14 protein-coding genes are annotated in these 12,726 nt (G+C 72.7%); 5 read left to right on the top strand and 9 right to left on the bottom strand.

All coding sequences use genetic code 11. The features are described from left to right. Positions 1-104: 104 nt before the first annotated feature. Genes ACGFNN_RS14840 through ACGFNN_RS14830 form a run of 3 tightly spaced genes read right to left on the bottom strand, consistent with a single transcriptional unit; the run spans position 105 to position 3,642 of the window. Complete coding sequence (locus ACGFNN_RS14840; RefSeq protein ID WP_393555869.1) at positions 105-1,664, bottom strand: PTS transporter subunit EIIC; 1,560 nt, start codon at positions 1,662-1,664, stop codon at positions 105-107. A gap of 35 nt (positions 1,665-1,699) precedes the next feature. Then, positions 1,700-2,668 carry an N-acetylmuramic acid 6-phosphate etherase gene (gene murQ, locus ACGFNN_RS14835; RefSeq protein WP_393555867.1) on the bottom strand — a complete coding sequence of 323 codons (969 nt, stop codon included), beginning with the start codon at positions 2,666-2,668 and terminating at the stop codon, positions 1,700-1,702. Positions 2,669-2,724: 56 nt separating this feature from the next. After that, complete coding sequence (locus ACGFNN_RS14830) at positions 2,725-3,642, bottom strand: MurR/RpiR family transcriptional regulator (protein ID WP_362541443.1); 918 nt, start codon at positions 3,640-3,642, stop codon at positions 2,725-2,727. A 143-nt stretch (positions 3,643-3,785) separates the two neighbouring features. On the opposite strand from ACGFNN_RS14830, the gene ACGFNN_RS14825 reads away from it, so the two are divergent. Together ACGFNN_RS14825 and ACGFNN_RS14820 are read left to right on the top strand one after the other, a co-directional pair. Then, complete coding sequence (locus ACGFNN_RS14825; protein ID WP_362541440.1) at positions 3,786-4,154, top strand: hypothetical protein; 369 nt, start codon at positions 3,786-3,788, stop codon at positions 4,152-4,154. After that, a complete protein-coding gene (locus ACGFNN_RS14820) occupies positions 4,151-4,435 on the top strand; it encodes a DUF4031 domain-containing protein (RefSeq protein ID WP_393555865.1) in 285 nt (94 codons plus the stop codon). The genes ACGFNN_RS14825 and ACGFNN_RS14820 overlap by 4 nt, the downstream gene beginning before the upstream one ends. Here ACGFNN_RS14820 and ACGFNN_RS14815 read toward each other — a convergent pair. From ACGFNN_RS14815 to ACGFNN_RS14790, 6 genes are all read right to left on the bottom strand, one after another. Next, on the bottom strand, positions 4,374-5,609 hold the full coding sequence (locus tag ACGFNN_RS14815; RefSeq protein WP_393556246.1) for a Cmx/CmrA family chloramphenicol efflux MFS transporter: 1,236 nt from the start codon (positions 5,607-5,609) through the stop codon (positions 4,374-4,376). The two genes, ACGFNN_RS14820 and ACGFNN_RS14815, sit on opposite strands and share 62 nt — an antisense overlap. A gap of 72 nt (positions 5,610-5,681) precedes the next feature. After that, a complete protein-coding gene (locus ACGFNN_RS14810; RefSeq protein WP_393555863.1) occupies positions 5,682-6,353 on the bottom strand; it encodes a hypothetical protein in 672 nt (223 codons plus the stop codon). 93 nt (positions 6,354-6,446) lie between these two features. Continuing rightward, complete coding sequence (locus ACGFNN_RS14805; RefSeq protein ID WP_362669297.1) at positions 6,447-7,487, bottom strand: DUF2891 domain-containing protein; 1,041 nt, start codon at positions 7,485-7,487, stop codon at positions 6,447-6,449. A gap of 71 nt (positions 7,488-7,558) precedes the next feature. Next, a complete protein-coding gene (locus ACGFNN_RS14800) occupies positions 7,559-8,527 on the bottom strand; it encodes a DUF979 domain-containing protein (RefSeq protein ID WP_393555861.1) in 969 nt (322 codons plus the stop codon). Then, on the bottom strand, positions 8,524-9,255 hold the full coding sequence (locus tag ACGFNN_RS14795) for a DUF969 domain-containing protein (protein ID WP_362541425.1): 732 nt from the start codon (positions 9,253-9,255) through the stop codon (positions 8,524-8,526). Before ACGFNN_RS14795 ends, ACGFNN_RS14800 begins: the two co-directional genes overlap by 4 nt. A gap of 251 nt (positions 9,256-9,506) precedes the next feature. After that, the gene (locus tag ACGFNN_RS14790; protein ID WP_393555859.1) at positions 9,507-10,232 is read right to left on the bottom strand and encodes a GntR family transcriptional regulator; all 726 of its coding nucleotides are present in this window, start codon (positions 10,230-10,232) and stop codon (positions 9,507-9,509) included. 226 nt (positions 10,233-10,458) lie between these two features. Here ACGFNN_RS14790 and ACGFNN_RS14785 point away from each other — a divergent pair, with 226 nt between their 5' ends. From ACGFNN_RS14785 to ACGFNN_RS14775, 3 genes are read left to right on the top strand one after another with little or no spacing between them, the layout of a single operon-like run. Continuing rightward, positions 10,459-11,208 carry a LamB/YcsF family protein gene (locus ACGFNN_RS14785; protein WP_393556244.1) on the top strand — a complete coding sequence of 250 codons (750 nt, stop codon included), beginning with the start codon at positions 10,459-10,461 and terminating at the stop codon, positions 11,206-11,208. Further along, positions 11,205-11,840 (top strand): allophanate hydrolase subunit 1, encoded by a 636-nt coding sequence (locus tag ACGFNN_RS14780; protein WP_393555858.1) that lies wholly within the window; start codon positions 11,205-11,207, stop codon positions 11,838-11,840. The genes ACGFNN_RS14785 and ACGFNN_RS14780 overlap by 4 nt, the downstream gene beginning before the upstream one ends. Continuing rightward, positions 11,837-12,697, top strand: coding sequence for a biotin-dependent carboxyltransferase family protein (locus ACGFNN_RS14775; RefSeq protein WP_393555856.1), 861 nt, complete (start codon positions 11,837-11,839; stop codon positions 12,695-12,697). Before ACGFNN_RS14780 ends, ACGFNN_RS14775 begins: the two co-directional genes overlap by 4 nt. Positions 12,698-12,726: the final 29 nt, after the last annotated feature.

The raw sequence follows: 12,726 nt of genomic DNA, 5'->3' as shown, positions 1-12,726 counted from the left end.
GCCCGTAAGGGGGCGGCACGGGCGAAGCCCCCGGCGGCACGGTCTCCTGTTAGGAGAACCGGCCGCCGAGGGCTTCGCGGACCGTACGGGCTTCCGCCCGTGCCTCAGACCTGTGCGGGTTCCTTGGCCGGGGAGTCGCCCGAGCCCGAGCCCGAGCCCGAGCCCGAGCCCGGAGCGGCGGCCCCGCCGCCCGAGGCGGCGACCGTCGAGGCGGCCGGCTCCTGGGAGACGTTGAACTCCGCCAGCAGGGACTTGCTGAAGCCGAAGAAGTACGTGGCGACGAAGCCCGCGACATAGCCGACCAGCAGACCGCCCGCGTAGATGGCGATGGTCGAACCGAGGCCGTGGTTGCCGTCGAGCAGCGGGAAGAGGGCCCAGCCGGACGGGCCGATGGCCGTGGAGCCGACGGAGTCGCCGAGCTGGTTGAAGAGGCCGACGAAGCCGCCGCCGAAGGCGCCGCCCACGCAGGCGGTGATGAACGGGCGGCCCAGCGGGAGCGAGACACCGTAGATCAGGGGCTCGCCGACACCGAGCAGACCGGCCGGCATGGCGGACTTGATGGTGCGGCGGATCGACTCGTTGCGCGGGAGGCGGAGGTAGACGGCCGCCGCGGCACCGACCTGGCCGGCTCCGGCCATCGCGAGGATGGGGAGGAGGACCGTGTAGCCCTGCTGCTCGATCAGGGTGGTGTGGATCGGGATCAGGGCCTGGTGCAGGCCCAGCATCACCAGCGGCAGGAACAGCCCGCCGAGCAGGAAGCCCGCGCCCGCGCCGCCCGTGGAGAGCAGCCAGTCGGCGAACGTACCGATGGCGGAGGAGACCTCACCGGCGACGTACATCAGGCCGAAGATCGTGACGAGGCCGGAGATCAGGACCGTGAGGGTCGGGGTGACCAGCACGTCCAGCGCCTCGGGGACCCAGCGGCGGCACCACTTCTCGACGTACACCGCGAGGACGGCCGCACCGAGCGCGCCGAGGACACCGCCCTGGCCGGGGGAGAGCTTCTGGCCGAACGCCTCGATGTTGGCGACACCGGGGAAGACGATGATCGCCGCGACCGCACCGCCGAGGATCGGCGTGCCGCCGAACTCCTTCGCCGTGTTGAAGCCCACGAACACCGCGATCAGGGCCATGAAGCCCGACGCCATCGCCGCCAGGGCCGGGGTGACCGAGGTCAGCCAGCCGAGGTTCACCAGCAGGCCGTTGAGGCCGGCGATGATGCCGCAGCCGATGAGGGCGGGGATCAGCGGGACGAAGATGTTCGCGATCTTGCGCAGGAAGAGCTTGAACGGCGTGGCGTTCTTCGCCTTCCGCTGTGCCTTCAGGGCGGCGCCCTTGTCGGCGAGCTCCTCGGCGGAGTGACCGGAGGCGGGAGCCGCCGGCGCGGGGGCGCCGGAGGCCTTGCCCTCCTCGACGAGCTGTTCGAACTCGGGGGTGACCCGGGCGACGGTGCCCGGGCCGAGGACGATCTGGTAGGTGTCGTCCTCGACCACGCCCATCACGGCGGGGACCGCCTTGAGGGCCTCGTCGTCGACGAGGGAACGGTCGTGCAGGCCCAGCCGGAGCCGGGTCATGCAGTGGGCGATCGAGCTGACATTCGCAGCGCCACCGACGAGCGGCAGGATCGCGGCGGCAGTGGCGCGGTTCTTGTCTTCAGTAGCCATGGTGCGTGGTGCCTTGCTGTGCGAGGAGTGGTGCGTCAGGTGGTACGGACGGCCGCGAGGGCGGCGCGGAGGTGGCCCTGGGAGTCGGCCAGGAGCGCGGCGGCCGTGGGGCCGTCGACGCCGCCGAGGATGGTGAGGATGGCGTTCTTCACCTCGCCGTCGGTGGCGGCGAGCGCCACCTCGATCTCCGCGTCGGAGGCGCCGGTGGCGAGGGAGACGATCCGGCGGGAGCGGGCGCGCAGCTTCTCGTTCGAAGCGCGTACGTCGACCATGAGGTTCCCGTACGTCTTGCCGAGCCGGATCATCGTGATCGTCGACAGCATGTTGAGGACGAGCTTCTGGGCCGTGCCCGCCTTCAGGCGGGTGGAACCGGTGAGCAGCTCGGGACCGACGACGATCTCCAGGCCGTGCTCGGCGGCCGCGGCGAGCCCGGAGTCCGCGTTGCAGGAGAGGCCGATGGTGAGCGCGCCCTTGGCGCGTGCGTGCTCGACGGCACCGATGGCGTACGGGGTGCGGCCGGAGGCGGAGATCCCGACCACCGTGTCGTCGGCGGTGAGGTGCAGGCCGTCGAGGTCGGCGGCGGCCAGCTCCTTGCTGTCCTCGGCGCCTTCCACGGCCTTGACCATGGCGGAGGGGCCGCCCGCGATGAGGCCGATGACCTCGGACGGGTCGGTGTTGAAGGTGGGCGGGCACTCGCTCGCGTCGAGCACGCCCAGACGGCCCGCCGTGCCCGCGCCCGCGTAGATCAGCCGGCCGCCGCGCGCCATGCGCTCGGCGGTGGCGTCGATCGCGGCGGCGATCTCCGGGAGCTTGTCGGCAACGGCGGCCGGGACGGTGGCGTCCTCGCCGTTCATGATGCGGGCGATCTCCGCCGTCGGCAGCTGGTCGATCTCGGCGAGCTCGGGCCGGAACGCCTCGGTGGTGAGGGTGGCGAGCTGGGCCTGGAGTTCGCCGTAGCCGCCGGGGGTGGCTGCGTCGGCGTTCGCGTCGGTCGTGGAGGTCATGGACTGCGGCTCTGCTTTCTCGTACTCGTGCGGGTGCGGGTGCTGGGGGCGCGCGCTCAGCGGCTGCGCGGGGTGTGGCGGTGGGCGAGCGCCTCGTACGACGCGGACAGCGCGGGGGCGGCCGTCTCGTACGTCCGCTGGGCGACGCCGATGAAGAGGCAGTCGACGACGAGGAGCTGGCTCGTGCGGCTCGACATGGCGGCCGGCCGCAGCTCGCTCTCGCGGGCGGTCGACGTCGTCAGCACATGGTCGGCGTACTGCGTGACCGGTCCGTCCGGGCGGCCGGTGATCGCGATCGTCGTCGCACCGCGGTCGAAGGCGACCCGGAGCGGCTCGATGACGTCACCCGTGGAACCGGAGTGGGTGATCGCGATGGCGACGTCGCCGGAGCGGAGCTGCACCGCGTTGGTCACCGCGAGGTGCGGGTCCATGTGGGCGTGCGCTATCAGCCCGATGCGCAGCAGCTTCTGCGCCAGGTCCTGGCCGACGAGGGAGGAGGCGCCGACGCCGTAGACGTCGATACGGCGTGCGGTCGCGGCGGCGGCCACCGCCGCGCCGAGCTGTACCGTGTCGAGACCGGCGGCGGTGTCGGCGAGGGTCTGCTGCTCGTCGTAGGCGAGCTTGGCGACGACGTCCGCGATGGGGTCGTCGACCGCGATGTCGGCGGTCACCGCGGGGGCCCGGCCGGACTGCTGCTGGGCCGCGAGCCCGGCGAGCGCGAGGCGCAGGTCCCGGTAACCGGGGTAGCCGAGGAGACGGGCCGTGCGGACGACGGTCGCCTCGCTCGTGCCGGTGTGCTCGGCGAGACCGGTGACGGTGAGGGCGGCGCAGCCGGCGGGGTCCCCCGCCACGGCCTCGGCGACCCGCTGCATGGACCGGGTCATGGACGGCGAGAGCGTCCGCACCTTGGCAGCGAGAGCCGCGGGGGCGGGCGGCGACTCCCGGTTGAAAATTTCCTTCACGTCATTGGTCACATTTGAAAGTTATTTCCAGTCCTTTCGTCCGTCAAGCCCCTCTTCCGTGACGCCGGTTACTCGAAATTGGATGACATGCCCCGATTTGCCGTCCGTGATCTTGGCGGTGGCCTGCCGAAACGGCGGCGGGGGACAATGGAGGGATGGAGTTGAACAGGCTGGAACAGGAGCTGCACACCGCGCGTGCGCTGGTGATGGCCGACCTGGTGGCCGGGGACGTGGCAGAGGCCGGGATCGTCTCGATGGTCGAGGACGCGGTGACCCACCGGCGGTGGTGGGTGGAGCAGTGGCCCGAGGGTGTGGGGTTCGTCACCGGGCTCGTCGCCCAGGACGTCCAGGACGCGCTTCTGGAACAGTACGGACGCTGGCCGCTCTGCCCCGTGTGCACGGGTGAGGAGCCGCACGCCCTCGACGTCGAGCCGGAGCTCGGCGCCGACCCGCACTGGGTCTGCACCAAGGCCACCGTCCAGGTCGCGCGGGTGGGAGGGCTCGCCGAGGTGCTCGGCCGGTGACCCTCTACATCGACCCGCCGACCTGGCCGGGCCACGGACTCATGTGGTCGCACCTGGTCAGCGACGTGTCGTTCGAGGAACTCCACGCCTTCGCCGCCGCCATCGGCTGTCCGCCCCGCGCCTTCGAGCGGGACCACTACGACGTGCCCGAGGCGCGCTACGCCGACGCGGTGCGCGCCGGGGCCCGCGAGGTCGGCTCGAAGGAGATCGTGCGCCGGATCACCGAGGCGGGGCTGCGGAGGCCGAAGGGGCGGCCTGCTCCGGGGCCAGCTCCGAGCTGACGGGCCCACCCGCCACCAGCCGGGACCGCGAGCCGCCGCGCAGCCGTAGTGAGACCACCACGGCCGCCAGGCCGACGACCAGCATCCCGGCACCCGCCCAGGCCGTCGAACGGAAACCGAGACCCGCGTCGATCACCGCGCCGCCCAGCCACGGACCGGCCGTGTTGCCCAGGTTGAACGCGGCCGTCGTCGTCGCTCCGGCCAGGGTTGGGGCCGCACCGGCCACGTTGAACATCCGGGCGTTGAGCGCCGGGGCGGTGTAGAACGCGGAGAGGCCGAGCAGGAAGGCCAACGCGACCACCGCGACCGGGTGGGACGCGAACAGGGCCATCGCCACCAGGAAGACGGTCGAAGCGCTGATCCCGCTGAGCAGCACACCGAAGAGGTGGGCGTCGGCGACCCGGCCGCCGATCGTCGTGCCGGCCAGGGCGCCCACGCCGAACAGCGCCAGCACCCACGGCACCCAGCCGGAACCCAGACCGGCCACGTCCGTCAGCAGCGGGGCGAGATAGCTGAAGGCGCAGAAGACACCGCCGGCGGCGAGGGCGGTGATGACGATCGACAGCCACACCTGACGGTCCCGGTAGATCGAGACCTCGCGCCGCAGCTGCGGCCTCTCGTCCGGCAGCGGGATGCGCGGGATGCGGGTGACGACACCGACCAGGGCGACCGCGGAGGCGGCGCCCACCGCCCAGAACGCCGAACGCCAGCCGAAGCTCTCCCCGAGGAAGGCGCCGAGCGGCACGCCCAGCACATTGGCGATGGACAGCCCGCCGATCATCACGGCCATCGCCCTGGCGCGCGCGTTCACCGGCACCATCGCGATGGCGACCGCCGCACCGACCGCCCAGAAGCCCGCGCACGCCAGCGCGCTCACCACCCTGGAGAGGAACAGCACCTCGTACGTCGGTGCCAGGGCCCCCGCGACCTGCCCCAGCCCGAAGACGGAGATCAGCCCGATGAGGGTCGTACGCCGCGGGAGCCGCAGGGTGGCGACGGCCAGCAGCGGGGCGCCGACCACCATGCCGATCGCGAAGGCGGATATGAGGAGCCCGGCCTTCGGGATCGACACACCCATGTCGTCCGCGATCGGCGGCAGCAGCCCGGACAGCATGAACTCACTGGTACCGAGGGCGAAGACCGAGAGGCCGAGGATGTAGACGGCCATCGGCATACGGGGGCGGCTGGGAGTGGAGTCAGGCATGACAGTGGGCAACAGCGTCCTCAGCCCTGGAATTCCCCTGTCTCAGTGACTGAGAAGCTCAAGTTCGGTGGTCAGGTTCTGCCGCGCCCTTGCTTCCCACTCCGCGACGCCGTGCGGCGTACGGAACAGTTGGGGCAGCTCCAGCAGTTGCCTGAGCACGGCGGACCGGCCCTGGGTGAAGGCCTCGTCGGGGACGAAACCGTACTCCTGCCGGACCTGGGCCGCGTACGCCGCGTACTCCTTGGGGGCCGAGGCCAGGATCGCGAGGTCCGCGTCGCACAGCACTTCGCCGTTGGTGTCGCCCGGCGCCGGGTCGTGAGTGACGGTGAGCCGGACCAGCCGGGCGACCTCCGCCGTCGCGCGGTCCGGCAGGCCGGCCTCCGGCAGCGCTCGCTCGGCGAGCGCAGCGCTGCGCTCCTCGTTCTCCGAGCGGTCGGGCCGGTAGACCGCGTCGTGGAACCAGACGGCGAGGCGTACCAGGTCCGGGTCGGCGGCGTGCCCGGCCAGGGTGTCGACGCGGTCCAGGACCTGGGTGAGGTGCGCGGTGGTGTGGTAGCGCCGCTGGGGCTCCGCCCAGCGCGCGAGGAGGGCGTCGGCGTACGGGGCGGGATCGGGCCCGGAGTCCGCCCCGCCGCGGGCGGCGAGCAGGGCCCCGCGCCAGCGGTCGCGGAGGAGGGTGTCGCCGCCGGGGGTGCCAGGTGCGCTGTCGCTCATGTGCCGAGGGTAGGGCGTACGCCCCGCGCGGATGCCCGCCGCCCGGTCTTCACGGGCGGCGGGCACGAGTACGGGACAGGACGCGACGCGCTCTCAGTGGCCGGGCGCGGTGTCCAGGGCCAGCACCGCGTAGGTCGCCAGCCAGTGGTCCGAGGAGAAGTCCCCGGACGACACCGTCGGCAGGCCGCGCGTGAGGTGGGCGTCGGCCGAGGCGAGGAGCGCGGAGCGGGCCGGGCCGTCCGGGAGCGCCCCGGCGATCGAACGCAGCGCCGCCGCCCGGCTCAGGGTGAGGCCGAGCAGATGGCCGATCTGCGGGTCGGCGTGGTCGGAGACCACCGGCGGTTCGAGGAGCGACGAGTCGGGCGCGTCGGAGACCAGCGCGGGCAGGAACCCGGCGAGCCACGTACGGAACTCCGCGACCGGCAGCACCCGGCGCATCGCGTCCGCCTCGGCCAGGGCGGGGGACAGGAAGTCCTGGCCGGAGGGCTCCCAGTGTGCGGGGGCGTCATGGTCGTCGGTGAACCAGGACCGCAGCCGGCCGGCCGCGGAGTCGAGCACCGGCTCGGGCAGCCCGGCCGTCCTGCCCGCGTCGAGGATCAGACCGAGGCCGAAGGCGCTGTTGTTGTGGACGCCGTGGCGCACCGGGTAGGTGGCCTTGGGCAGCCAGGCGGCCAGCAGGTCGCCGACGGCCGCGACCCCGGGGGCCAGGGCGTCGGCCCAGCGGTCTCCGTCGGGGGTGGCGAGCGCCCGGCACTCCGCCGCGAGGGCGATCAGCCAGGCCCAGCCGTAGGGGCGCTCGAAGTGCGGCCTGCCGCGCAGGTAGTCCGCCTCGACCTCGATGTTCTCGCGGGTCAGATGGGTGTCGAGCACCTCGCGGATCCGGGTGGTGAGCGTGGCCGGGAGGTCGCCGGTGGTGGAGAAGCGGCGCATCAGGCGGACGAGCAGCCAGTGCATGTGCACGGTGGAGTGCCAGTCGTAGCCCCCGTAGAACGCGGGGTGCAGCGTACGCGGCGGCACGAGTTCCTCGGGCCCGGCGTAGAGGTGCGCGGGTGCGTTGGGGTACTCGCGTACGACGTTGGCGAGGGCCAGCTCGGCGAAGGGGACGGCGTGCGCGGCGGGGAGCGCGGGGGACATCGGGAGACTCCAGAGGGTGGGGCGCGGGACAGGCGGTGGGGGCCGACGGGCCCGGTCCGGGGCGGCGCGGATCAGAAGGCGAAGAGGGCCATGATCGCGACGTTGCAGACCAGCAGCGCGGCCGCCGTGGGCAGCTGGGCCTTGATCGGGCCGTACGGGTCCTTGAGTTCGAGGAGCGCCGCAGGGACCAGGTTGAAGTTGGCGGCCATCGGCGTGACGAGGGTCCCGCAGAAGCCGCAGAGCATGCCGATCGCGAGGACTGCGGGCGCGTTGCCGTTCATCTGCTCGATGAGCACGGGCCAGCCGATCGCCGCCGTCATCACGGGGAACGCGGCGAACGCGTTGCCCATGACGATGGTGAACAGCGCCATGCCGCCGCAGTAGACGGCCACGGCCAGGAGCCTCTGCCCGTCCGGCAGTACGGCCTCGGTGATCCTTCCGACCTGCTCCCCGACGCCCGCGGACTGGAAGATCGAGCCGAGCACGGAGAGGAGCTGCGGCAGGATCAGCGCCCAGCCCATCGACTCCAGCATGTTGCGCCCGGCGTGCAGCGGTACGGAGATCCTCCGCTCGCGCAGCAGCACCATGCCCACGACCAGCGCGGCGATGGCGCCGGCTCCGAGGCCGAGGATGGTCTCGTAGCCGGGTTCCAGGACCGGTTCGCCGCCGATCTTCCAGTTCTTCACCAGCGTCGCGCAGATCATCGCCACGACGGGGATGGTGAGCGCGGGGAGGAACAGCTTGCTGCCGAGGCGGGCGGCCGAGGCGGCCCGCTTCTCGCGGGGAGGGGTGTGAGACTCGCCCTTGCCGGTGAGGCCGAATCCGCCCAGGACGATCAGGACCAGGACGGCGACGCCCAGGGGTTCGGCGGGGAGTGACTTGTCGACGACCCCGGTGGAGTAGAAGAACGCGGCGCCCAGCAGTCCCCAGAAGCCGGCGGAGCCGAAGCGCTTGGGGTTGGTGCGGTCCATGGCCATCTGCCCGGCCATGACGAGGAAGACCGCGCCGACCAGCCAGAAGAAGTACTCGGACGTGATCACTTGGCGTCCTCCGTCCGGAGCCCGGCGTGTGCCGTGAGGTCGTTCTCCGCGGCGGCGACGGCGAGTTCGCGCTCCAGCTGCCGGTCGAGGTTGAGCAGGCGTGCCCCGTGGATCAGGAAGGCGCAGATCGCGGAGGGGATCGCCCAGAGAGCGAGGTGCAGGGGTTCGAGGTGCTGGTCGTACGTGGAGTTCACGAAGCCGGTGATCAGCAGGATCGACCCGATGGCGATGAAGCAGTCCTCACCGAAGAACACCCCGATGGTGTCGGCTCCGGACGCGTGCGAGCGGACCTTCTCGCGCACCTTCTGCGGCAGCGGCCGGCCCGCCTTGGCCTCGGCGGCCGCCTCGGCCATCGGCGCGATCAGGGGCCGCACGCTCTGCGCGGGACCGCCGATGCTGGTGAGCCCGACGGAGGCGGTGAGCTGGCGTATCAGCAGGTAGATCGTCAGGAACCGGCCGGTGGTCAGCTTGCCCAGCTTGCCGATGAGGGTGCGGGCCTGCTCCTGGAGCCCGTAGCGCTCCAGCAGCCCGATGACGGGCAGTGTGATGACGAAGACCGTCACCGAGCGGGCGGAGGCGAAACTGCTGCCGAAGGAGGCCAGCACCTCCTGGGGCGAGAGCTTGCCGAGCAGTCCCGTGATGATGCCTGCGGCACCCACCACGAGGAGGGGGTTGCGGCGGGTGGCGAATCCGAGGATCACCACGAGCACGCCGAGGAGAACGATCACGCGTCGGCCTTCTTCCGCGCAGGGACGTGGCGGTGCACGGTCCTGGTCAGACGGGGGTGTCAGCCGAGACCCTAGGGTCTTGTTCAACAATCCCACAAGGGTGTGAGCTACATCGATCGTGATCCGCAGCGGCCAGAGGGCAGGTAATGGGTGAACTGTCCGCATAAGACAGCAATGTGAGGGTACTCGGGCGCGCGAGAGCCGGTGTCAGGGGACGGTGATCGTGGAACAAGGTGAGCGGGGGCGGCGGTCTACCGCTCGGTGAGCCGCTGCGCGTACGCCTCGGCCACCTGGCGCCGGGAATCCTCCAGGTAGAAGGCGAGCGCCCGCTCCGCGCCGGCCGCGTCGCCCGCGGTGAGCCGGTCCGTGATGTCGCGGTTGCGGGTCAGATAGGGCTCGTGGAAGCGGCGGGGGTCGGCCATCACGTGGAAGGCGAGCCGCAGCTCGGCGAGGACGTTGCGCATCAGTTCGTCGGTCCGCGGGCTGCCGGCCAGCCCGGCCAGTGCCTGGTGGAACCGGATGTTGGCGGTGGAGCAGGCCGGCCAGTCGTCCCGGAGCGCGGCTTCCTCGCCCGCGGACACCGCCGCCTCGACGGCCGTCAGTCCGTACGGCGGCTCGTCGAGCGTGCGCAGGGCCGCGCACTCGACGAGGCGCCGCACCCGGTAGATGTCGACCACGTCGTCCACCGCCAGGACCCGGACGAAGACGCCGCGGTTGAGCCGGTGCTCCAGCAGACGTTCGTGCGACAGCAGGCGGAACGCCTCACGCAGGGTGTTGCGTGACACGGCGAGTGCGCCGCTGATGCTCTCCTCGGAGAGCCGGCTCCCCGGCGGGAAGTAGCCCTCGGTGATCCGGTCCCGCAGGACGGCGGCCACCCGCTCGGCCGTGCCGGACCGCTCCAGGGAGGTGCTGTGCGCGGCCAGTTCGGAGAGGTCCGGTGTGCCACCGGCCGTCCAGCCGCTCTTCGTGCCCGCCATGCCCCGTCCCCTGTCCGTCGTGCCCGCGCGCCGGTCGCGCGGTCGTGTCCGCTGTGCCTGCTGTTACCGGGTGGCAGGGCGTGCCTGGTGTCCCGTCAGGTGTCCGCAGTGCACAGTGAACCGTACGAGTGTCCCAGGTGGTGAGCGGGTCCTTGTCAGATTGTTGAACAATCGCTAGCGTGCGTATGTGACGGATCTGACGAGTGTGACGCCCCCGGCGCGGCCGATGGACCTCAACGCGGACCTGGGCGAAGGGTTCGGCCGCTGGACCCTCACCGACGACGACGCGCTGCTGGCCTGCGTGACCAGCGCCAACGTCGCCTGCGGCTACCACGCGGGGGACGCCTCCACGATGCGGCGGGTCTGCGACGTCGCCGCCTCGCGTGACGTACGCATCGGGGCGCAGGTCTCCTACCGGGACCTGGCCGGCTTCGGGCGGCGCTCGATGGACGTACCCGCCGCCGAACTGACCGCTGAGATCGCCTACCAGATCGGCGCCCTGCGGGTCTTCGCCGAGTCGGCCGGTTCGGTCGTGTCCTACGTCAAACCGCACGGCGCCCTCTACAACCGCGCGGTCCACGACGACGAGCAGGCGGCGGCAGTCATCGCCGGTGTGCTGCTCGCGGGCGGCCGCCCGGCGGTCCTCGGGCTGCCCGGTTCGAGGCTGCTCGCCCACGCGGAGGCGGCGGGGCTGCCCGCTGTGCCGGAGGCGTTCGCGGACCGCGCCTACACCCAGCAGGCGACGCTGGTACCCCGGAGCGAGCCGGGGGCGGTGGTCCACGACGCGGACGAGGTCGTACGCCGCAGTGTCCGCATGGCCGTCGACGGGGCGGTGGACGCGATCGACGGCGGCAGGATCGCCGTCACGGCCCGTTCCCTGTGCGTCCACGGCGACACCCCGGGCGCCTCCGCCATCGCCCGGAGGGTCAGGTCGGCACTGGAGGAAGCCGGCGTGCACGTAAGGGCGTTCGCGTGAGCGGCATCAGGGTGCGCGCGGCGGGACCGCACGCACTGCTCGTCGAGCTCGGCTCCGGACAGGAGGCGGAGGCCTTCCACGCCGAGCTCCTGCGCCGCCGCGCCGCCGGTGACCTCCCCGCCGTGCGCGAGATCGTCCCCGGTGCGCGCACCGTGCTGCTGGACGGGGTGGAGGACCGCGCGCTCGCCGGGCGGATGCGATCGTGGACCGTGCCGCCGCTGAGCAGGGAGGACGGCGACGCCGTCGAGATACCCGTCGTCTACGACGGCCCGGACCTCGCCGATGTGGCCGAGGCCTGGGGCGTCGGCGCCGACGAGGTGCCGCGCATCCACGCGCGTACGGAGTTCCGGGTGGCCTTCTGCGGGTTCGCCCCCGGCTTCGGCTATCTCACGGGACTGCCGGACCACCTGGGAGTGCCGCGCCGTGCCACCCCCAGGACCCGGGTGCCCGCCGGGGCGGTCGCCCTCGCCGGGCCGTACACCGGCGTCTATCCGCGCACCTCGCCCGGCGGCTGGCAGCTCATCGGCCGGACGCCCGATCCGGAGGTCCTCTGGGACCCGGCACGGGAACCGGCCGCGCTGCTGAGCCCCGGGGTCCGGGTGCGGTTCGTACCGGTGGGGGTGGCGGGATGAACGCGGCCGTCGAAGTGGTGCGGGCCGGCGCGCTCACCACCGTCCAGGACGAGGGCCGCACGGGCTGGGCCCATCTCGGCGTACCCCGGGCGGGCGCGCTGGACGGCCCGGCGATGAGGCTGGCCAACCGGCTCGTCGGCAACGCCCCCGACGCGGCGGTGCTGGAGACCACGGTCACCGGCTGCGCGGTCCGGGTGACCGGGGACCGGCCGGTGCTCGCGGTCGTCGGCGGGGCGGCGTGCCGGGTCACGGTCGACGGACGTCCGGCCGCCTGGGGCGCGCCCGTGCGCGTACCGGCGGGCGCGGTCCTGGAGGCCGGGCCCGCCCTCCAAGGGCTGCGCGGATACCTGGCGTTCGCCGGCGGCCTGGTGCCCGAGCCGGTGCTCGGCAGCCGGTCCACCGACCTGCTCTCCGGGCTCGGCCCGCCGGTCCTGCGCACCGGCGACGTGCTGCGGCTCGGCACGCCCGGCGGAGCCCCGTACGCGGACACCGTGCCCTGGCCGGGCGCCCCCGGGGAGCTGGTGCTGCCCCTGCACCTGGGGCCGCGCGACGACTGGTTCACCGAGGCGGCCCTGCGCACGCTGACCAGTGCGGTGTACACCGTCTCGGAGCGCAGCAACCGGATAGGGCTGCGGGTCGACGGTCCCGCGCTGGCACGCGCCCGGGACGGCGAACTGCCCAGCGAGGGAATGGTGCTGGGCGCGGTGCAGGTGCCACCGGACGGACGGCCCGTGGTCTTCCTCAACGACCATCCCACGACTGGGGGTTACCCGGTCGTCGGCGTCGTCGCGGAATCCGCGCTGGCGAGGGCGGCCCAGGCCGCCCCGGGGGTGCCGGTGAGGTTCGTACGGGCGTGACGGGAACCGGGGCGCGGGCATCGGCCAAC

It is taken from the genome of Streptomyces sp. NPDC048590, from assembly GCF_043199535.1.
Taxonomy (GTDB): Bacteria; Actinomycetota; Actinomycetes; order Streptomycetales; family Streptomycetaceae; genus Streptomyces.
Note: the sequence above shows the minus strand (reverse complement) of the source record. Positions and strands in the feature narration are given on the sequence as shown.

What these genes read in the sequence shown, in the direction of transcription:
- ACGFNN_RS14815 (WP_393556246.1), bottom strand. Translation starts at nt 5,609, where the DNA reads ATGCCGATGGCCGTCTACATCCTCGGCCTCTCGGTCTTCGCCCTCGGT.
- ACGFNN_RS14825 (WP_362541440.1), top strand. Translation starts at nt 3,786, where the DNA reads ATGGAGTTGAACAGGCTGGAACAGGAGCTGCACACCGCGCGTGCGCTG.
- ACGFNN_RS14810 (WP_393555863.1), bottom strand. Translation starts at nt 6,353, where the DNA reads ATGAGCGACAGCGCACCTGGCACCCCCGGCGGCGACACCCTCCTCCGC.
- ACGFNN_RS14790 (WP_393555859.1), bottom strand. Translation starts at nt 10,232, where the DNA reads ATGGCGGGCACGAAGAGCGGCTGGACGGCCGGTGGCACACCGGACCTC.
- ACGFNN_RS14775 (WP_393555856.1), top strand. Translation starts at nt 11,837, where the DNA reads ATGAACGCGGCCGTCGAAGTGGTGCGGGCCGGCGCGCTCACCACCGTC.
- ACGFNN_RS14840 (WP_393555869.1), bottom strand. Translation starts at nt 1,664, where the DNA reads ATGGCTACTGAAGACAAGAACCGCGCCACTGCCGCCGCGATCCTGCCG.
- ACGFNN_RS14785 (WP_393556244.1), top strand. Translation starts at nt 10,459, where the DNA reads ATGGACCTCAACGCGGACCTGGGCGAAGGGTTCGGCCGCTGGACCCTC.
- murQ (WP_393555867.1), bottom strand. Translation starts at nt 2,668, where the DNA reads ATGACCTCCACGACCGACGCGAACGCCGACGCAGCCACCCCCGGCGGC.
- ACGFNN_RS14805 (WP_362669297.1), bottom strand. Translation starts at nt 7,487, where the DNA reads ATGTCCCCCGCGCTCCCCGCCGCGCACGCCGTCCCCTTCGCCGAGCTG.